Consider the following 14,753-nt stretch of genomic DNA (forward strand, 5'->3'; position numbering starts at 1 on the left):
GCGGTCAGAGCTTGACCGTGGGGTTGTGGATGTCGAACCAGACCGACAGGTCGAGGGCGCGCTCGAAGGTGTAGCGAGCGGCCATGTCGATGTTGGCCGGGTCCTGCTGGAGGGATTCGGCGATCCACTTCTCGTTCAGCAGCGACAGCGCCGGGCTGTCGGCCTTGACCAGGTCGCGGACCTGGCGCTGCAGGACAGCCGCGTACTTCGGGTCCTGAGTGGACGGGTACGGGCTCTTGACCCGCTCGACCACCGACTGCGGGAGGGTGTCGGCGGTGGCGTGGCGGAGCAGGCTCTTCTCGCGGCCGTCGAAGGTCTTCAGCGACCACGGGGTGTTGAAGACGTACTCGACCAGGCGGTGGTCGCAGAAGGGCACGCGCACCTCCAGGCCGACCGCCATGCTCATCCGGTCCTTGCGGTCGAGCAGGATGCGCACGAAGCGGGTCAGGTGCAGGTAGCAGATCTCCCGCATCCGCCGCTCCAGGTCGCTCTCCCCGTCGAGGGTAGGAACCTCGCCGAGCGCGGTGCGGTAGCCGTCGGCGATGAACGACGGGATGTCGAGCGCTGCGGTGACCTCGGGGTCGAGCATGTCGTAGCCGGCGCCCTGGCTCTGCACGGCGGCCAGCCACGGGAAGGTGTCGGCCGCGCGCACGTCCGGGTCGTGGAACCACTTGTAGCCGCCGAAGACCTCGTCGGCGGACTCACCGGACAGCGCCACCGTGGAGTGCTGCCGGATCGCCTTGAACAGCAGGTACAGCGACTGGTCCATGTCGCCCAGCCCCATCGGGAAGTCGCGCGCCTGCACGGTCGCGCGGCGCACCTCCGGGTCGGCGAGGGTGTCGGGGTCGAGGACGATGTCCTGGTGCTGCGAGCCGACGTGCTCGGCGACGTCGCGCACGTAGGGGCCGTCCGGGGTGGCGCGCATGGGGTCGGGGACGAAGTTCTCGGTCTGGCCGAGGAAGTCGACCGCGAAGCTGCGCACCTGCTCACCGCTGGAGGCCAGGTGCAGCCCGGACAGCGCGGTGATGGCGCTGGAGTCGAGGCCGCCGGAGAGCAGCACGCAGCGCGGCACGTCCGAGACCAGCTGGCGCTGCACGATGTCGTCCATCAGCTCGCGCACGTGCGCGACGGACGCCTGCTGGTCGTCGGTGTGCTCGATGGCCTGCAGCTTCCAGTAGGTCTGCTCGCGCAGGCCCTTGCGGTCGAGGGTGACCACGGTGCCCGGCTCGACCTCGCGCATGCCCGCCCACACGGCCTGGCCGGGGGTCTTGACCATGCCGAACAGCTCGCGCATGCCGTCGGCGTCGACGACCTTCTCGGCCAGCGGGTTGGCCAGGATCGCCTTGGGTTCGGAGCCGAAGAGCACGCCGTGCTCGGTGGGGTAGTAGTACAGCGGCTTGATGCCCATCCGGTCGCGGACGAGCAGCAGCTTGTCCTCGCGGGAGTCCCAGACAGCGAAGGCGAACATGCCGTTGAGGTGCTCGGCGACCTGGGTGCCCCATTCGAGGTAGCCGTGCAGCACGACCTCGGTGTCGCTGTCGGTGTCGAACCGGTGGCCGCGGCGGCGGAGCTCGTCGCGCAGCTCGGTGAAGTTGTACGCCTCACCGCTGTAGACGATGGAGACCTGGCCGTTCTCGGCCTCCATCGGCTGCGCGCCTCCGGGCAGGTCGATGATGGCCAGCCGCCGGTGCCCGAGCGCGGCGTGCCTGCTGACCCAGGTGTCACCGGCGTCCGGGCCCCGGCAGGTCATGGTGTCGCACATGGCGTCGACTGTGGAGCGGTGCTCGGTCAGGTCGCGCTGGAAGTCGATCCAGCCGGAGATTCCGCACATTTCCGGATTTATCCCCAATCTCGTTTGTTTCGTACCGTTTTCGGGCGTTTTTCAGTGAGATTTCAACGCACCGACTTGTTAGCGACAGTAACGAGATCGTTGCATCGATGAAACCAACTAACGGGGTGAAGTCACCCACCCGCAAAACGCGCAGACCTGCTGAAACCGGGAGGAAAGCGGCCCCGTCAAGAACGCATCAAGGCCGCACTCCGCCGCGTCAAGGAGTCGTCATGGGACTCGACCGCGCATCCGGTGCGGGGCTTGGCTGAACCACGTCATCGAAGAGAACTCGGAAGGAGTGACCGGTCGTGGTCGATCTCGCCTTCGCGGCGCTGCTGATCGGCGGATTCCTGGTGCTGGCGCTGCTGCTGCGCGGTTTGGAGCGGTTATGAGCGCGCTGGTCGCCAACGCCGCCGGTGGTGTGCTGGCGCTGCTGCTGATCGGGTACCTGTTCGTCGCGCTGGTCCGCCCGGAGAGGTTCTGATGGGACTGCTCCAAGCAGGTCTGCTGGTGGCCGCGCTCGCGGTCGTGCACAAGCCCTTCGGCGACTACATGGCGCGCGTCTACACCGCCGAAGCGGACTGGCGCGTCGAGAAGGTCGTCTACCGACTGGTCGGCGTGAACTCCTCGACCCGGCAGCGCTGGACCAGCTACGCGACCGGTGTGCTCGCGTTCTCGCTGGTCTCGATCGCGCTGCTCTACGCGGTGCAGCGGTTGCAGCCGCTGCTGCCGCTGAGCTTCGGGCGCGGCTCCGTGCCGCCGTCGATGGCGTTCAACACCGCCGTCAGCTTCGTCACCAACACCAACTGGCAGTCCTACGTGCCCGAAGAAGTCCTCGGGCACGGCGTCCAGATGGCCGGGCTGACCGTGCAGAACTTCGCTTCCGCCGCCGTGGGAATGGCCGTCGCGGTCGCCCTCGTGCGCGGCTTCGCGGGCCACGGGACCGGACGGATCGGCAACGTGTGGGTCGACATCACCCGCGGCTGCACCCGGATCCTGCTGCCGATCTCCGTCGTGGGCGCGATCGTGCTTGTCGGGCTGGGTGCGGCGATGAGCCTCGCACCCGGCATCGAGGTGACCGGCCTCGACGGGCAGGCGCACACCATCGCCACCGCCCCGATCGCGAGCCAGGAGGTCATCAAGGAGCTCGGCACCAACGGAGGTGGCGTGCTCAACGCCAACTCCGCGCACCCGCTGTCCAACCCGGGCGGCGCGTCGAACCTGCTGGAGATCTTCCTGCTGCTGGTCATCCCGGTCTCGCTGACCCGCACCTTCGGCACCATGGTCGGCGACCGCAGGCAGGGCCACGTCCTGCTGTCGGTGATGGCAACCCTGTGGGCGGCGATGCTGGCCGTGACGTGGTGGGCCGAAACGCACCCCAACGGCCCCGCGGCCCTGGCGGCGGGAGCCGCCCTGGAGGGCAAGGAGACCCGGTTCAGCATCGACGCGTCGGTGCTGTGGGCGGTGAGCACCACCGGCACCTCCACGGGCGCGGTCAACGCGATGCACGACAGCTTCACCGGACTCGGTGGCGGGACCGTTCTGCTCAACATGCTCATCGGGGAGGTCGCGCCCGGCGGAGTCGGAGCCGGGCTCTACGGAATCCTCGTGCTGGCCGTGATCGCCGTGTTCCTCGCAGGGCTCATGGTCGGGCGCACCCCGGAGTACCTCGGCAAGAAGCTGGGCCGTCGCGAGGTGACGGCCGCCGCCCTGTCAGTGCTGGCGATGCCGACCGCGGTGCTGCTGGGCACCGGGCTCGCGATGGCGCTTCCCGCCACCCGGGACGCCCTGAACAACACCGGCGCGCACGGGCTCTCCGAAGTGCTCTACGCCTTCGCCTCCGCAGGCAACAACAACGGCAGCGCCTTCGCCGGGCTCACCGCGACCAGCCCCTTCTTCCAGACCGCGCTGGGCCTGGTGATGCTGATGGGACGGTTCGTGCCGATCCTGGCCGTGCTCATGCTCGCCGGCTCGGTCGCCCAGCAGCAACGCGTCCCCGCCACCGCCGGGACGTTGCCGACCACCGGACCGCTGTTCGCCGGCCTGCTCGGCGGCACGGTCGTGCTCGTCGCAGCGCTGACGTTCCTCCCCGCACTCGCACTAGGCCCGATCGCGGAGGCCCTCGCATGACCACCACCCTCGAACCCGCGCTCGAAACGTCCGCCGCCCACCGGCGAACTCCCGCGGGAACCTTCCGCCCGCACCAGCTGCTGAGCTCGGTTCCCGAAGCGCTGCGCAAACTCCACCCGCGACACCAGCTGCGCAACCCGGTGATGTTCGTGGTGTGGGTCGGTTCCGCGCTGACCACCGTCCTCGCCGCGTTCTCCCCGAGCGCCTTCACGGTCGCCGTCGCCGCGTGGCTGTGGTTCACCGTGCTGTTCGCGAACCTCGCCGAAGCGGTCGCCGAAGGACGAGGGCGCGCGCAGGCGGAATCGTTGCGGCGCACCAGGACCGAGGCCGTCGCCCGCAAGCTCGTCGACGGCGGTGAGCGGAAGGTTCCCGGCACCGCGCTGGCGATCGGCGACGAGGTCGTGGTCGAGGCGGGCGAGACCATCCCCGGCGACGGCGACGTGGTCGACGGCATCGCGACCGTCGACGAATCGGCCATCACCGGTGAATCCGCGCCCGTCATCCGGGAATCCGGCGGCGACCGCTCGGCCGTGACGGCGGGAACCACCGTGCTCTCCGACCGCATCGTCGTGCGGATCACCGCAGCACCGGGCGAGACCTTCGTGGACCGCATGATCGCGCTCGTCGAAGGCGCGCAACGGCAGAAGACGCCCAACGAGATCGCGCTGACCATCCTGCTGTCCACGCTGACGATCATCTTCCTGCTCGCCGTGGTCGCCCTGCAGCCGATGGCGGCCTACTCCGGTTCGCTGATCGAGGTCACGACCTTGACCGCGCTGCTGGTGTGCCTGATCCCGACCACGATCGGAGCGCTGCTCTCTGCGATCGGCATCGCGGGGATGGACCGGCTCGTGCAGCGCAACGTGCTGGCCAAGTCCGGCCGAGCGGTGGAGGCCGCAGGTGACGTGGACACGCTGCTGCTGGACAAGACGGGAACCATCACCTTCGGCAACCGCAGGTGCACCGAACTCGTCCCCGTCGACGGCGTCGGCCCGGACGAGCTCGCGAAGGTCGCCCGCCTGTCGAGCCTCGCCGACCCCACCCCCGAAGGCAGCAGCGTCGTGGCCTTCTGCGCGCGGGAGTTCGGACTGCCCGCGGAACCCGTCGGTGCGGAGGTGGGTGCGAGGAAGGTTCCCTTCACCGCGCAGACCCGGATGAGCGGCATCGACCTCGACGGCCGCAGCATCCGCAAGGGAGCCATCAGCGCAGTCCGCGACCAGGTGGGGGAACTTCCCGATCAGGTCGTGCGATGCGCCGACGAGATCGCCGCGTCCGGTGCGACGCCGCTGGTCATCGCCGACAACGACCGCGTGGTGGGAGTCATCCGACTGTCCGATGTGGTCAAACCGGGGATGCGGGAGCGCTTCGCCGAACTGCGCGCGATGGGCATCCGGACGGTGATGATCACCGGCGACAACGAGCTCACCGCCCGCGCCATCGCCGCCGAAGCCGGCGTCGACGACTACCTCGCCGAGGCCAAGCCCGAGGACAAGATGGCCTTGATCAAGCGGGAGCAGGCCGGTGGGCGCATGGTGGCCATGACCGGTGACGGCACCAACGACGCCCCCGCGCTCGCCCAGGCCGACGTCGGGGTCGCGATGAACACCGGCACCAGCGCGGCCAAGGAAGCCGGCAACATGGTCGATCTCGACTCGGATCCGACCAAGCTGATCGAGATCGTGGAGATCGGCAAGCAGTTGCTGATCACCCGCGGCGCGTTGACGACCTTCAGCATCGCCAACGACCTGGCCAAGTACTTCGCGATCCTGCCCGCGCTGTTCGTGGGCATCCACCCGCAGCTGGACGCGCTGAACGTGATGGGCCTGTCGACCCCGAACTCGGCGGTGCTGTCGGCGGTGGTGTTCAACGCGCTGATCATCGTCGCGCTGATCCCGCTGGCGCTGCGCGGTGTCCCCTACCGGCCGTCCACGGCGGCCGTCCTGCTGCGGCGGAACCTGCTGGTCTACGGCCTGGGCGGCGTGGTGACGCCGTTCGCCGGGATCTGGCTGATCGACCTGGTGATCCGATTCGTGCCCGGGATCGGGTGAGGGGAGTGAGTGCGTTGCTGCGTCAGTGCGCGGCCGGACTTCGGCTGCTGCTGGTGGCCACGGTCCTGCTCGGCATCGGCTATCCGATGGCGATCTGGGGAGTCAGCCGGCTCCCGGGGCTGGTGGCTTACGCCGAGGGTTCGCAGATCGTGGTCGACGGCCGCGTGGTCGGTTCCTCGCTGATCGGAATCGACCCCGTGCCCGCAGACCCGGCAAGGGATCCCTACTTCCACACCCGGCCCTCGGCGTCGGCGGAAGGTTCCCTCGGTCCCGGTGACCCGGCCACCTCGGGCGGATCGAACCTCGGTGGCTTCAACGGCGATCTCCTCGCCGCGGTCCAGGAGCGCCGCACCGCCATCGCCGCCCGGGAGGGAGTCGGCCCCGAGGCCGTTCCTGCCGACGCGGTCACCGCCTCCGCGAGCGGAGTCGACCCGCACATCAGCCCGGCCTACGCGGAGCTGCAGGCATCCCGGGTGGCGAGGGTGACGGGACTTCCCCTCGCAGAGGTCCACCGGCTCATCGCCGACTGCGAGGAAGGCGGCCTCGTGTCGCCGAGCGCGGTCAACGTCACCACCCTCAACGTGGCCGTGCACCGAGCCGCGCGGTGACGAGGGGAACGAACGTGTCGCGCGGCCGCGTCGCTCAGCCGAGACTGAGGGCGCCTCGGCCGCGGAGGCTGGGGCGCGAGCGATGACACCGGATGATGTTCGGCGCTAATAACAGCGGGCAGTAGGAGACTGGACGTCGTGGAACAGGGGCGAAAGCGCGGTGAGCTGCGGATATACCTTGGGGCGGCGCCGGGGGTCGGCAAGACCTACGCGATGCTCAACGAAGCGCACCGCAGAGCCGGGCGCGGCACCGACGTGGTCGTGGGGTTCATCGAGGACCACGGTCGCGCCAAGACCGCGGCGCTGCTCGACGGCCTGGAGGTGCTGCCGAGGGCGGAGAAGTCCCATCGCGGTGTGGCGCTGACCGAGTTCGACGTGGACGGGATGCTCGCGCGCCGGCCGGAGGTCGCCGTCGTCGACGAGCTCGCGCACACCAACGTCCCCGGCAGCCGCAACGAGAAGCGCTGGCAGGACGTCGAGGAACTCCTGGACGCCGGCATCACCGTGCTCTCCACCGTCAACGTCCAGCACCTGGACAGCCTCAACGACGTCGTGGAGACCATCACCGGAGTCCGACAGCAGGAAACCGTCCCCGACGAGGTGGTCCGCAGGGCGGGGCAGATCGAGCTGGTCGACATCACCCCGCAGGCGCTGCGCCGCCGCATGGCCCACGGCAACGTCTACCCGGCCGAGCGGGTCGACGCGGCCCTGGGCAACTACTTCCGCACCGGGAACCTCACCGCTTTGCGCGAACTGGCCCTGCTGTGGCTGGCCGACCAGGTGGACGTGGCGCTGCGCCGCTACCGGGCGGAGGAGCAGATCACCGCGACCTGGGAGACGCGGGAACGGGTCGTGGTCGCGGTGACCGGCGGAGCGGAGAGCGAGACGCTGATCCGCCGGGCCCGCCGGATCGCCGCTCGCGCCGGGGCCGAACTGCAGGTCGTGCACGTCCTCCGCGGGGACGGGCTGTCCGGGACGTCCCCTCGCGCGCTGGGCAAGGCGCGCAAGGTCGCCGACGCCGTGGGAGCCAGCTTCCACACCGTCGTCGGCGACGACGTCCCGGATGCCCTGCTGGAGTTCGCCCGCGCCGCCGACGCCACCCAGCTCGTGCTGGGAACTTCTCGCCGATCGCGCTGGGCGCGGGTGTTCGACGAGGGGATCGGCTCGACCACGGTGCAGAAGTCCGGCCCGATCGACGTGCACATGGTCACCCACGACGAGGCGGGCACCAGGCGGCTGCTGAAGAACCTGGCCCGGAACCCGCTGTCGGCGACCCGGCAGGCGTGGGGCTGGGTGCTCGCGGTCCTGCTGCCCGCCCTGGTCACGGTGCTCGCCACCACGTGGGTGGAGGTCGCGTTGTCCACCGACGTCGTCGGCTACTTCCTGGCCACGATCATCGTCGCGCTGGTGGGAGGGATGGCCCCTTCGATCGCGGCCGCGCTGCTGGCGGGCGGGCTGCTGAACTTCTTCCTCACCGAACCGCGCTACTCGCTGATGGTCACCGATCCGGAGAACGTGGTCACGCTGGTCGGGATGATGCTGGTCGGGGTGCTGGTGGCCTTCACCGTCGACCGGGGGGCCCGGCTCGCCGAGCAGGCGGCCCGCGCCGGCACGGAGGCGGCCTTGCTCACCTCCTACGCCCGCACGGTGCTGACCCATCCGGCGCCCTTGGTCCGGTTGCTTGAGAAGGTCGCCGAGAACTTCGGACTCACGTCGGTGGCCCTGCTGGAACGGGTCGACGACTCCTGGAGGGTCGCCGCGAGCACTGGGGGCGATCCGTGCCGGCGGCCCGATGAGTCCGATGTGGACATCGAGGTGACCAAGGACGCGCACCTGTCACTGCGCCGCGCGGGCAGAAGACCCCTTCCCGCGGCCGATCGCGTGGTCCTGGAAGGCGCGGCCGGGCAGGCGTTGCTGGCGCTGCGGCAGCAGCGGATGGCAGACGGCGCCAGGGAGGCGCAGCGCCGCGCCGACGCCACGCAGCTGCGCACCGCGCTGCTGTCGGCCGTGGGCCACGACCTGCGCACCCCGCTGGCGTCCATCAAGGCGTCGGTGAGCAGCTTGCGCGCCCCCGACCTGCAGCTGTCCCCGGGCGACACCGCGGAACTCCTGGCGGGAGTGGAGGAATCCGCCGACCGGCTCACCCAGCTCGTCGACAACCTGCTGGACTCCTCCCGCCTGGCCACCGGTGCCGTGACACCGCGGCTGCACCCCGTCGGCTACGACGAGGTCGTCGCCCGCGCGCTGGCCGGCCTGGACGGGCGGCACCACATCGACCTCGACATCTCCGAGCGGCTGCCGCGCGTGATGGCCGATCCCGGGCTGCTGGAGCGGGTCGTGGCCAACGTCGTGCAGAACGCGCTCAAGTACGGCCTGTCGGATGGAGGGCGCATCCGGGTCGGCGCGAGCGCTCACGCCTCCCGGGTCGAGCTGCGCGTCGTCGACCACGGGCCAGGGCTTCCCGCCGGTGCCGACGACGACGCGTTCGCTCCCTTCGAGCGCCTCGGCGAGCACGGTGAGCGGGGTGACGCGGGACCGGGTGGTGTCGGCCTCGGGCTGAGCGTGGCGCAGGGGTTCGTGGACGCGATGAGGGGAACCATCCGCGCGGAGGACACTCCTGGTGGCGGGCTGACGATCGTGGTCTCGCTGCCCGCGGCGGACCGACAGGGGGATTAGATGACCAAGGTCCTGGTGGTCGACGACGAACCGCAGCTGCTGCGCGCCCTGCGCATCAACCTGGCAGCTCGCGGGTACCAGGTGCTCACCGCCGTCGACGGGAGGTCGGCGCTGCGCGCGGCCGGTGACGGCAAACCCGACGTCGTCGTGCTGGACCTCGGGTTGCCGGACCTGGACGGGAGCGAGGTGATCGCCGGGCTGCGCGGCTGGACGACGGTTCCCATCATCGTGCTGTCGGCCCGCACCGACTCCGCCGACAAGGTCCACGCGCTCGATGCCGGGGCCGACGACTACGTCACCAAACCCTTCGGCATGGACGAACTCCTGGCGCGGCTGCGCGCCGCCGTCCGCCGGGCCAGCACCAGCGGCTCGGCCGACCAGCCGGTGGTCGAGACGGCGACCTTCACCATCGACCTCTCGGCGAAGAAGGTCCTCCGCGACGGCGTCGAGATCCACCTCACGCCCACCGAGTGGGGAATGCTGGAACTGCTGGCGCGCAACCAGGGGCGCCTCGTGGCGCAGAAGCAGCTGCTGCACGAGGTCTGGGGACCGCAGTACGCCAACGAGACCCACTACCTGCGCGTTTACCTCGCCCAGCTCCGCCGCAAGCTGGAACTCGACCCCAGCCGCCCCCGCCACCTGCTGACCGAACCGGGAATGGGGTACCGGCTGGAGCTCTGAGCCTTCCCATGCGCGCTCGCGAATAGGGGTGGGAAGTTCCGGGAAGTGGGTGCTGGGCGGGTTGGAGCGCTGCTACTGTCGATCCCGACCTGGTGATCAATGCCGCCGCGACCTGGGGGTTTCCGCGATGACGACACCACCGCCGCCTCCCGCGCCGGATGCGGGTGCGGCCGGGCAGACCATCACGGTCAACAAGGACAACGTCCTCCAGATCCGCAGGACGGTCCTGGCTGCGGCCGAGGACGCGAGCGAGCGGCTCAACGACCTCGCTCCGAGCCTGGCCGTCAGCCCGCCGGCCGGCGACGAGATCTCCCAGCGCGCCGCAGCGGTCTGGACCGCGAACCTGCTGGGGAATCCCGACTCGCACTTTCGCCGCTTGCAGCAGTACGTGGACAACGTGGTCGCGCTCGGGGAGCAACTGGGCGAAGCCGCCAGGCAGTACGGGTACACCGATGAAGAGATCAGCGCTTCGTTCCAGTCGAAGCGGGGACCGCAGTGAGGGGAATCCCGGTGCGCTTCGGTAGCCGGTTAGCAGCGGTGATCCCCGCTGCGGCTGTGATCGCGTTGGCCGGGTGCACGGTCAACGGTCCCGACCCGGCGCCGCCCGCCCCGAAGCCCGAATCGATGGACCTTCCGCAGCGTCCGCAGGACCTGCCCGTCGCGGGCAAGCAGGATGCCGACGTGTGCACTTGGATGAGCGCCGAGCAGGCGAGATCAATGCAGGTGGGGCCCGGAGAGCCGTTGCCCAAGGACGGCAGCAACTACAACGGGTGCGGCTACCTCGGCGATACCGGTGCCGCGCGGTTCGCCATCGGTGTGCGGATCATCCCCGAGGCCATCGACATGTTCCTGCAGAAGATCAACTCCAGTCCGGGAACGCGGCAGACGTACCAGCTCAACGGATTCGGCGCCGTGCAGAGCCAGATCAACGGCGGTGAGAGCCTCGGCTGCGATGCGTTCATCGACGCGGCGGAAGGCCAGACGGTCTGGGTCAACATGCAGCTGCAGACGCCCGGTGCCATGAACGCAGACCAGATGTGCGAGAAGGCCCAGACGGCGGCGCATTCCGCCGTCAGCACGTTGCAGGCTCAGAGCTAGGGGGCTGGCGTGACCTACATCGACCCGATCCGCGACATCCGCTTCAAGGGGATGGACATCCCCGAGCTGCAGGAGTGGATCGCTCAGATCAAGCAGGGCCAGGGCACCCAGGCGATGCAGGGCGCCGTTCGCGCGCTCGACAAGTGCGTGCAGGTCGTGGTCGACCTCGACGACACGTTGCGCCGCGAGCTCGGCAAGCTGCACGTCGAGTGGGAGGGCAGCGCGGGCAGTCTCGCCGCCGAGGCGACTCGGCAGCAGAGCGTGGCCTTCGGCGACGCCCCCGATCCGCTCGCGGTGTCCGCGAGCAGCGTCGACGCGCAGGCCGGTGGGTACGAGTCGGCGCGGCACCGGCTGCCCAACGCCGAGGAGCTGCGGCACAAGCAGTCGGAGAACGTCTTCGAGTGGGCCGGCGGCGGGTTCGGCTACGAGAGCGACTACGACGAGGAAGCCAAGAAGATCGAGGCGGAGAAGCAGGCCGCGCAGGCGGCGCTGTCGAACTACCGCGACACCTCGGTCGAGCAGGCCCAGGCCTACCAGCCGCTGCCGACGATGCCCGCCGCCGCGGTGGTTCCGGCGGCGTCGTCCGGGACCACGCCCTCGGCCGGGAGCGGATCGTTCGGGACCACCACGGGTGGCTTCCAGGGAGACCTCGCCGCGGGCGCGGTCGTCGGTGGTGCGGTCGCCGGTGGCACCGTCGCCGGTGGTCAGGTCGGCGGGGACAGGCCGGGTGCGCCCAGGACGCCCGCCGAGCAGCCGGCGGCCGGGCAGCGCCCCGGTGAGCGGCCACCCGCCGGGAAGCGTCCCGGCGACCAGGAACGCCCTGGTGACCAGGAGCGTCCTGACCAGGGCGAGGACGAGCACGCCGCCGAGTTCGACGCCGATCCGGACCCGCAGGCCGGGGCCGACGACGGCGGAGTCAGCACGGGAACGGTCCTCGGCATCGCCGCCGGTGGCGCGGCGGTGGCCGGGATCGGCGCGTACGCGGCGAGCAAGGCCATCGGCGGCCGGCTCCCGGCGACCGCGTCCGGTCCCAAGGTCGTGCCCGGTGCGGGCGAGTCGAAGGCGCCCGCCGCGCGCGGCGGGGCCACCATCGGCGGAGGTCCGGGCGACACGGTGGCGGGCAAGGCCGCGGGAGGCACTCCGGGCAGCCGGCCCGCGCCCGGATCGATGATGTCGCCGGCGGCCACGCGCGGTGAGAAGCCGGGCGAGGACTCCGAGCACGAGAACAAGTACACCGCCGAGGAAACCCCGTTCGACGACGACCGGCTGGTCGCTCCCGCAGTGCTGGGTCATGTCGAGCCGGAGGCCACCGAGAGCGAAGACGAAGACGACGACGCCGAGCCGGAGAAGCAGGACTGACGTTGCGCCCCGGAGCCGAAGCCGAGCCGATCCACCTGTCCGCGCTGGAGTTCGACGTCGTCTGCGAGGCGGCCGGGTTCGACGAGCGGCGCCACATCATCCTCGACGTGCCCAGCCCGGGTTCCACCTACACCGAGCGCGCGGAACTCGTGGCGCAGGCGTGGGAGTCGTTGCGGCACAAGCGACTCGCCGAGACCAAGCGCGACCGGGTCGAGGTGGAGTTCGCCGACCTGCTCGGACTGCTGGACCGGCCGCAGCGCAGCATCGACGTCCGCATCTGGGCCGACCGGCCGATCCGCGCCCTGGCCTGCGCGAACGGTGGTGAAGGGCTGCTGACGGTGGTGGACGGCGACGTGGTCGAGATGACTCCGATCCGTGGTGGTTCGCTGGCCGAGGCCGCCGTGTCGGTCGCCGGAGACGTGCCGCCCGGTCCCGGGCGCGCGGTCAGCCTGCCCAACGGCGCCCTGCGCAAGGCCTCGGACGTCGCGGGAGCGGGGAACCCGTTGGGCTTCACCGATGAGCTGCGCATCCTCGGCGTCGGTCACGACGACGCGGCGGACGTCGCGAACATGGCCAACAACATGGGGATTCGCGGTCAGTTCGGGGCCGAGGGCAGTGCGGGTCGTGGCAAGCCCTCCCGCGCCGGTCGCGTGGTGGCCTTCCACGACACCGATCGCGGCCGCTACCTGCACGTGGTGCGCAGCAGCGGCGACGGCCGGGCCTGGAGCACCATCGCACCGGCCGACAACGGCCGTCTCGCCGAGTACGTCCGGGAACTCCTCGCCGAGGTCTGGGACGATTCCGCCGCTCACGACTTCAGTGGAAATCCGTACCCCGATTTCCACTGAAATCCGGTCACCTCGGGGTGGTGTCGAGAGGGTCGCGACGACCGTGGTGCGGGACGGCGGAACTAGGGTGGGGTCGTGTATGCGGAGTTGATCTCGCGGGCGAAGCGCCTCGCGGAGAGCGGGACTCGAGCGATCCTGGGGATCGCCGGAGCGCCCGGAGCGGGCAAGGGCACCGTGGCCGAACGGATGCTGAGCGAGGTCGCCGACTCCGCCGTGCTGGTGCCGATGGACGGGTTCCACCTGGCCAACGAGCAGCTGCGGCGGTTGGGCCGGGCCGACCGCAAGGGAGCGCCCGACACCTTCGACGCGGCCGGGTACGTCGCGCTGCTGCGGCGGATCCGGGAGGACTCGGAGGCCGTGTTCGCGCCCCGGTTCCACCGCGAGATCGAGGAGTCCTTCGCCGCCGAGATCGTCGTGGAACCCGACGTCCCGCTGGTGATCACCGAGGGCAACTACCTGCTGCTGGACACCCCGCCCTGGTCGCAGGTGCGCGAGCTGCTCGACGAGTGCTGGTTCCTCGCCCCCGACGACGAGTTGCGCGTGCAGCGGCTGATCGACCGCCACGTCCGCTACGGCCGGACGCCGGAGGCCGCGGCCGAGTGGGTCCGCCGCAGCGATGAGCGCAACGCCGCCCTCGTCGCGGGCACTCGCCACCGCGCGGACCTCGTCGTGGAGGGCGACCCCAGCTGACTCAGCGCTGCCGGAGTTCCGCGCGCACGTCGTCGGGGATGCGGCCGGTGTGGTCGATCGGCGTCCACGCCTCGCTGCGGATCCACTGCGAACCGCAGCCCCGGCAGGCCAGCAGCGGAAGCCCGTCGAGCTGCGCGGGAGTCCGGTGCCACGAGCACAGCGACCGGCACGCGTGCACTGCCAGCGACATCAGTTCGTCGTCTGGGTCGAGCTGGGGCTGTGCGTGGCGGTGGGCTCCGGCGGTTCGGGCTCGGTCGACGTGGTCGGCGTCGGCGACGGGCGGGTGGGCGACGGCCTGGTCGGCGTCGGGCGCGGCGTCGTCGTGGTCGGCGCCGGAGGCGGCGGTGCCTGCGTCGCCGATGGCGTCGTCGACGAGCTGCGCGTGGTCGACGTTTCCTCGCTGGTGGTGGAGGTCTCCGAGCTCGTGGTGCCGGTGATCGGCGGGCCCGGGGGCATCGGCGGTGCCGTCGTGTACGAGGTGGCGCTGGTGCGCGTGGTGGTGGGGTGCAGGGTGATGTCCGGGCCCGCGGACTCGCGCCTGTCGGCTCCGGCCACGACCACTGCGGTCGTCGCGAAGATCGTGGCCACCGCGATGCCGGACGCGGCGAGCATCACCAGCCGCTTCGGCCGGGCGTCCGGGTCTTCCACGTCTAACGGGTCCATCGGTGCCCCAACTCGTGTCGGTTTGTCCTCGTCCCCCGCGGTCACCGGCTCGCGCCGGGATCGGGCGGATCATACCGGCAGCCGGATTCGTCTCGATCGGCTGCCGGTGATGTGACCTCGG

14 protein-coding genes are annotated in these 14,753 nt (G+C 70.6%); 12 read left to right on the plus strand and 2 right to left on the minus strand.

Annotated elements, in window-relative coordinates:
- Positions 1-4: 4 nt before the first annotated feature.
- Entirely contained in the window at positions 5-1,831 is a 1,827-nt protein-coding gene (asnB, locus tag AB0J78_RS12215) for an asparagine synthase (glutamine-hydrolyzing) (protein ID WP_363788985.1), read from the minus strand.
- Between the two features lie 388 nt (positions 1,832-2,219).
- On the opposite strand from asnB, the gene kdpF reads away from it, so the two are divergent.
- From kdpF to AB0J78_RS12270, 11 genes are all read left to right on the plus strand, one after another.
- Positions 2,220-2,315: a K(+)-transporting ATPase subunit F gene (kdpF, locus tag AB0J78_RS12220; RefSeq protein ID WP_132686176.1), complete on the plus strand. Its 96-nt coding sequence runs from the start codon at positions 2,220-2,222 to the stop codon at positions 2,313-2,315.
- Positions 2,315-3,961 carry a potassium-transporting ATPase subunit KdpA gene (gene kdpA, locus AB0J78_RS12225; RefSeq protein ID WP_363788986.1) on the plus strand — a complete coding sequence of 549 codons (1,647 nt, stop codon included), beginning with the start codon at positions 2,315-2,317 and terminating at the stop codon, positions 3,959-3,961. The genes kdpF and kdpA overlap by 1 nt, the downstream gene beginning before the upstream one ends.
- Positions 3,958-6,009, plus strand: a complete 2,052-nt coding sequence (gene kdpB / locus AB0J78_RS12230) for a potassium-transporting ATPase subunit KdpB (RefSeq protein WP_363788987.1) — start codon at positions 3,958-3,960, stop codon at positions 6,007-6,009. The genes kdpA and kdpB overlap by 4 nt, the downstream gene beginning before the upstream one ends.
- 5 nt (positions 6,010-6,014) lie before the next feature.
- A complete protein-coding gene (locus AB0J78_RS12235; RefSeq protein WP_363788988.1) occupies positions 6,015-6,617 on the plus strand; it encodes a potassium-transporting ATPase subunit C in 603 nt (200 codons plus the stop codon).
- A gap of 138 nt (positions 6,618-6,755) precedes the next feature.
- Positions 6,756-9,293 carry a sensor histidine kinase KdpD gene (locus AB0J78_RS12240; RefSeq protein ID WP_363788989.1) on the plus strand — a complete coding sequence of 846 codons (2,538 nt, stop codon included), beginning with the start codon at positions 6,756-6,758 and terminating at the stop codon, positions 9,291-9,293.
- Positions 9,294-9,974 carry a response regulator gene (locus tag AB0J78_RS12245; RefSeq protein WP_363788990.1) on the plus strand — a complete coding sequence of 227 codons (681 nt, stop codon included), beginning with the start codon at positions 9,294-9,296 and terminating at the stop codon, positions 9,972-9,974.
- Between the two features lie 127 nt (positions 9,975-10,101).
- Positions 10,102-10,473 (plus strand): hypothetical protein, encoded by a 372-nt coding sequence (locus AB0J78_RS12250; RefSeq protein WP_363788991.1) that lies wholly within the window; start codon positions 10,102-10,104, stop codon positions 10,471-10,473.
- An 11-nt stretch (positions 10,474-10,484) separates the two neighbouring features.
- The gene (locus AB0J78_RS12255) at positions 10,485-11,072 is read left to right on the plus strand and encodes a DUF3558 family protein (protein ID WP_363788992.1); all 588 of its coding nucleotides are present in this window, start codon (positions 10,485-10,487) and stop codon (positions 11,070-11,072) included.
- Between the two features lie 9 nt (positions 11,073-11,081).
- The gene (locus AB0J78_RS12260) at positions 11,082-12,431 is read left to right on the plus strand and encodes a hypothetical protein (RefSeq protein WP_363788993.1); all 1,350 of its coding nucleotides are present in this window, start codon (positions 11,082-11,084) and stop codon (positions 12,429-12,431) included.
- Positions 12,432-12,433: 2 nt separating this feature from the next.
- Positions 12,434-13,279, plus strand: a complete 846-nt coding sequence (locus AB0J78_RS12265; protein ID WP_363788994.1) for an ESX secretion-associated protein EspG — start codon at positions 12,434-12,436, stop codon at positions 13,277-13,279.
- 75 nt (positions 13,280-13,354) lie between these two features.
- Entirely contained in the window at positions 13,355-13,969 is a 615-nt protein-coding gene (locus tag AB0J78_RS12270; protein ID WP_363788995.1) for a nucleoside/nucleotide kinase family protein, read from the plus strand.
- A gap of 1 nt (position 13,970) precedes the next feature.
- Here AB0J78_RS12270 and AB0J78_RS12275 read toward each other — a convergent pair whose 3' ends face one another.
- The gene (locus AB0J78_RS12275; RefSeq protein ID WP_132625439.1) at positions 13,971-14,159 is read right to left on the minus strand and encodes a hypothetical protein; all 189 of its coding nucleotides are present in this window, start codon (positions 14,157-14,159) and stop codon (positions 13,971-13,973) included.
- Here AB0J78_RS12275 and AB0J78_RS12280 point away from each other — a divergent pair.
- Entirely contained in the window at positions 14,142-14,747 is a 606-nt protein-coding gene (locus AB0J78_RS12280) for a hypothetical protein (protein ID WP_363788996.1), read from the plus strand. The two genes, AB0J78_RS12275 and AB0J78_RS12280, sit on opposite strands and share 18 nt — an antisense overlap.
- The last annotated feature ends 6 nt before the right edge of the window (positions 14,748-14,753 follow it).

The sequence above is a fragment of the Saccharopolyspora sp. NPDC049426 genome (assembly GCF_040676935.1).
GTDB lineage: Bacteria > Actinomycetota > Actinomycetes > Mycobacteriales > Pseudonocardiaceae > Saccharopolyspora.

Coding starts and splice junctions, on each gene's coding strand:
- asnB (WP_363788985.1), bottom strand. CDS start 1,831: ATGTGCGGAATCTCCGGCTGGATCGACTTCCAGCGCGACCTGACCGAG.
- kdpF (WP_132686176.1), top strand. CDS start 2,220: ATGAGCGCGCTGGTCGCCAACGCCGCCGGTGGTGTGCTGGCGCTGCTG.
- kdpA (WP_363788986.1), top strand. CDS start 2,315: ATGGGACTGCTCCAAGCAGGTCTGCTGGTGGCCGCGCTCGCGGTCGTG.
- kdpB (WP_363788987.1), top strand. CDS start 3,958: ATGACCACCACCCTCGAACCCGCGCTCGAAACGTCCGCCGCCCACCGG.
- AB0J78_RS12245 (WP_363788990.1), top strand. CDS start 9,294: ATGACCAAGGTCCTGGTGGTCGACGACGAACCGCAGCTGCTGCGCGCC.
- AB0J78_RS12250 (WP_363788991.1), top strand. CDS start 10,102: ATGACGACACCACCGCCGCCTCCCGCGCCGGATGCGGGTGCGGCCGGG.
- AB0J78_RS12275 (WP_132625439.1), bottom strand. CDS start 14,159: ATGTCGCTGGCAGTGCACGCGTGCCGGTCGCTGTGCTCGTGGCACCGG.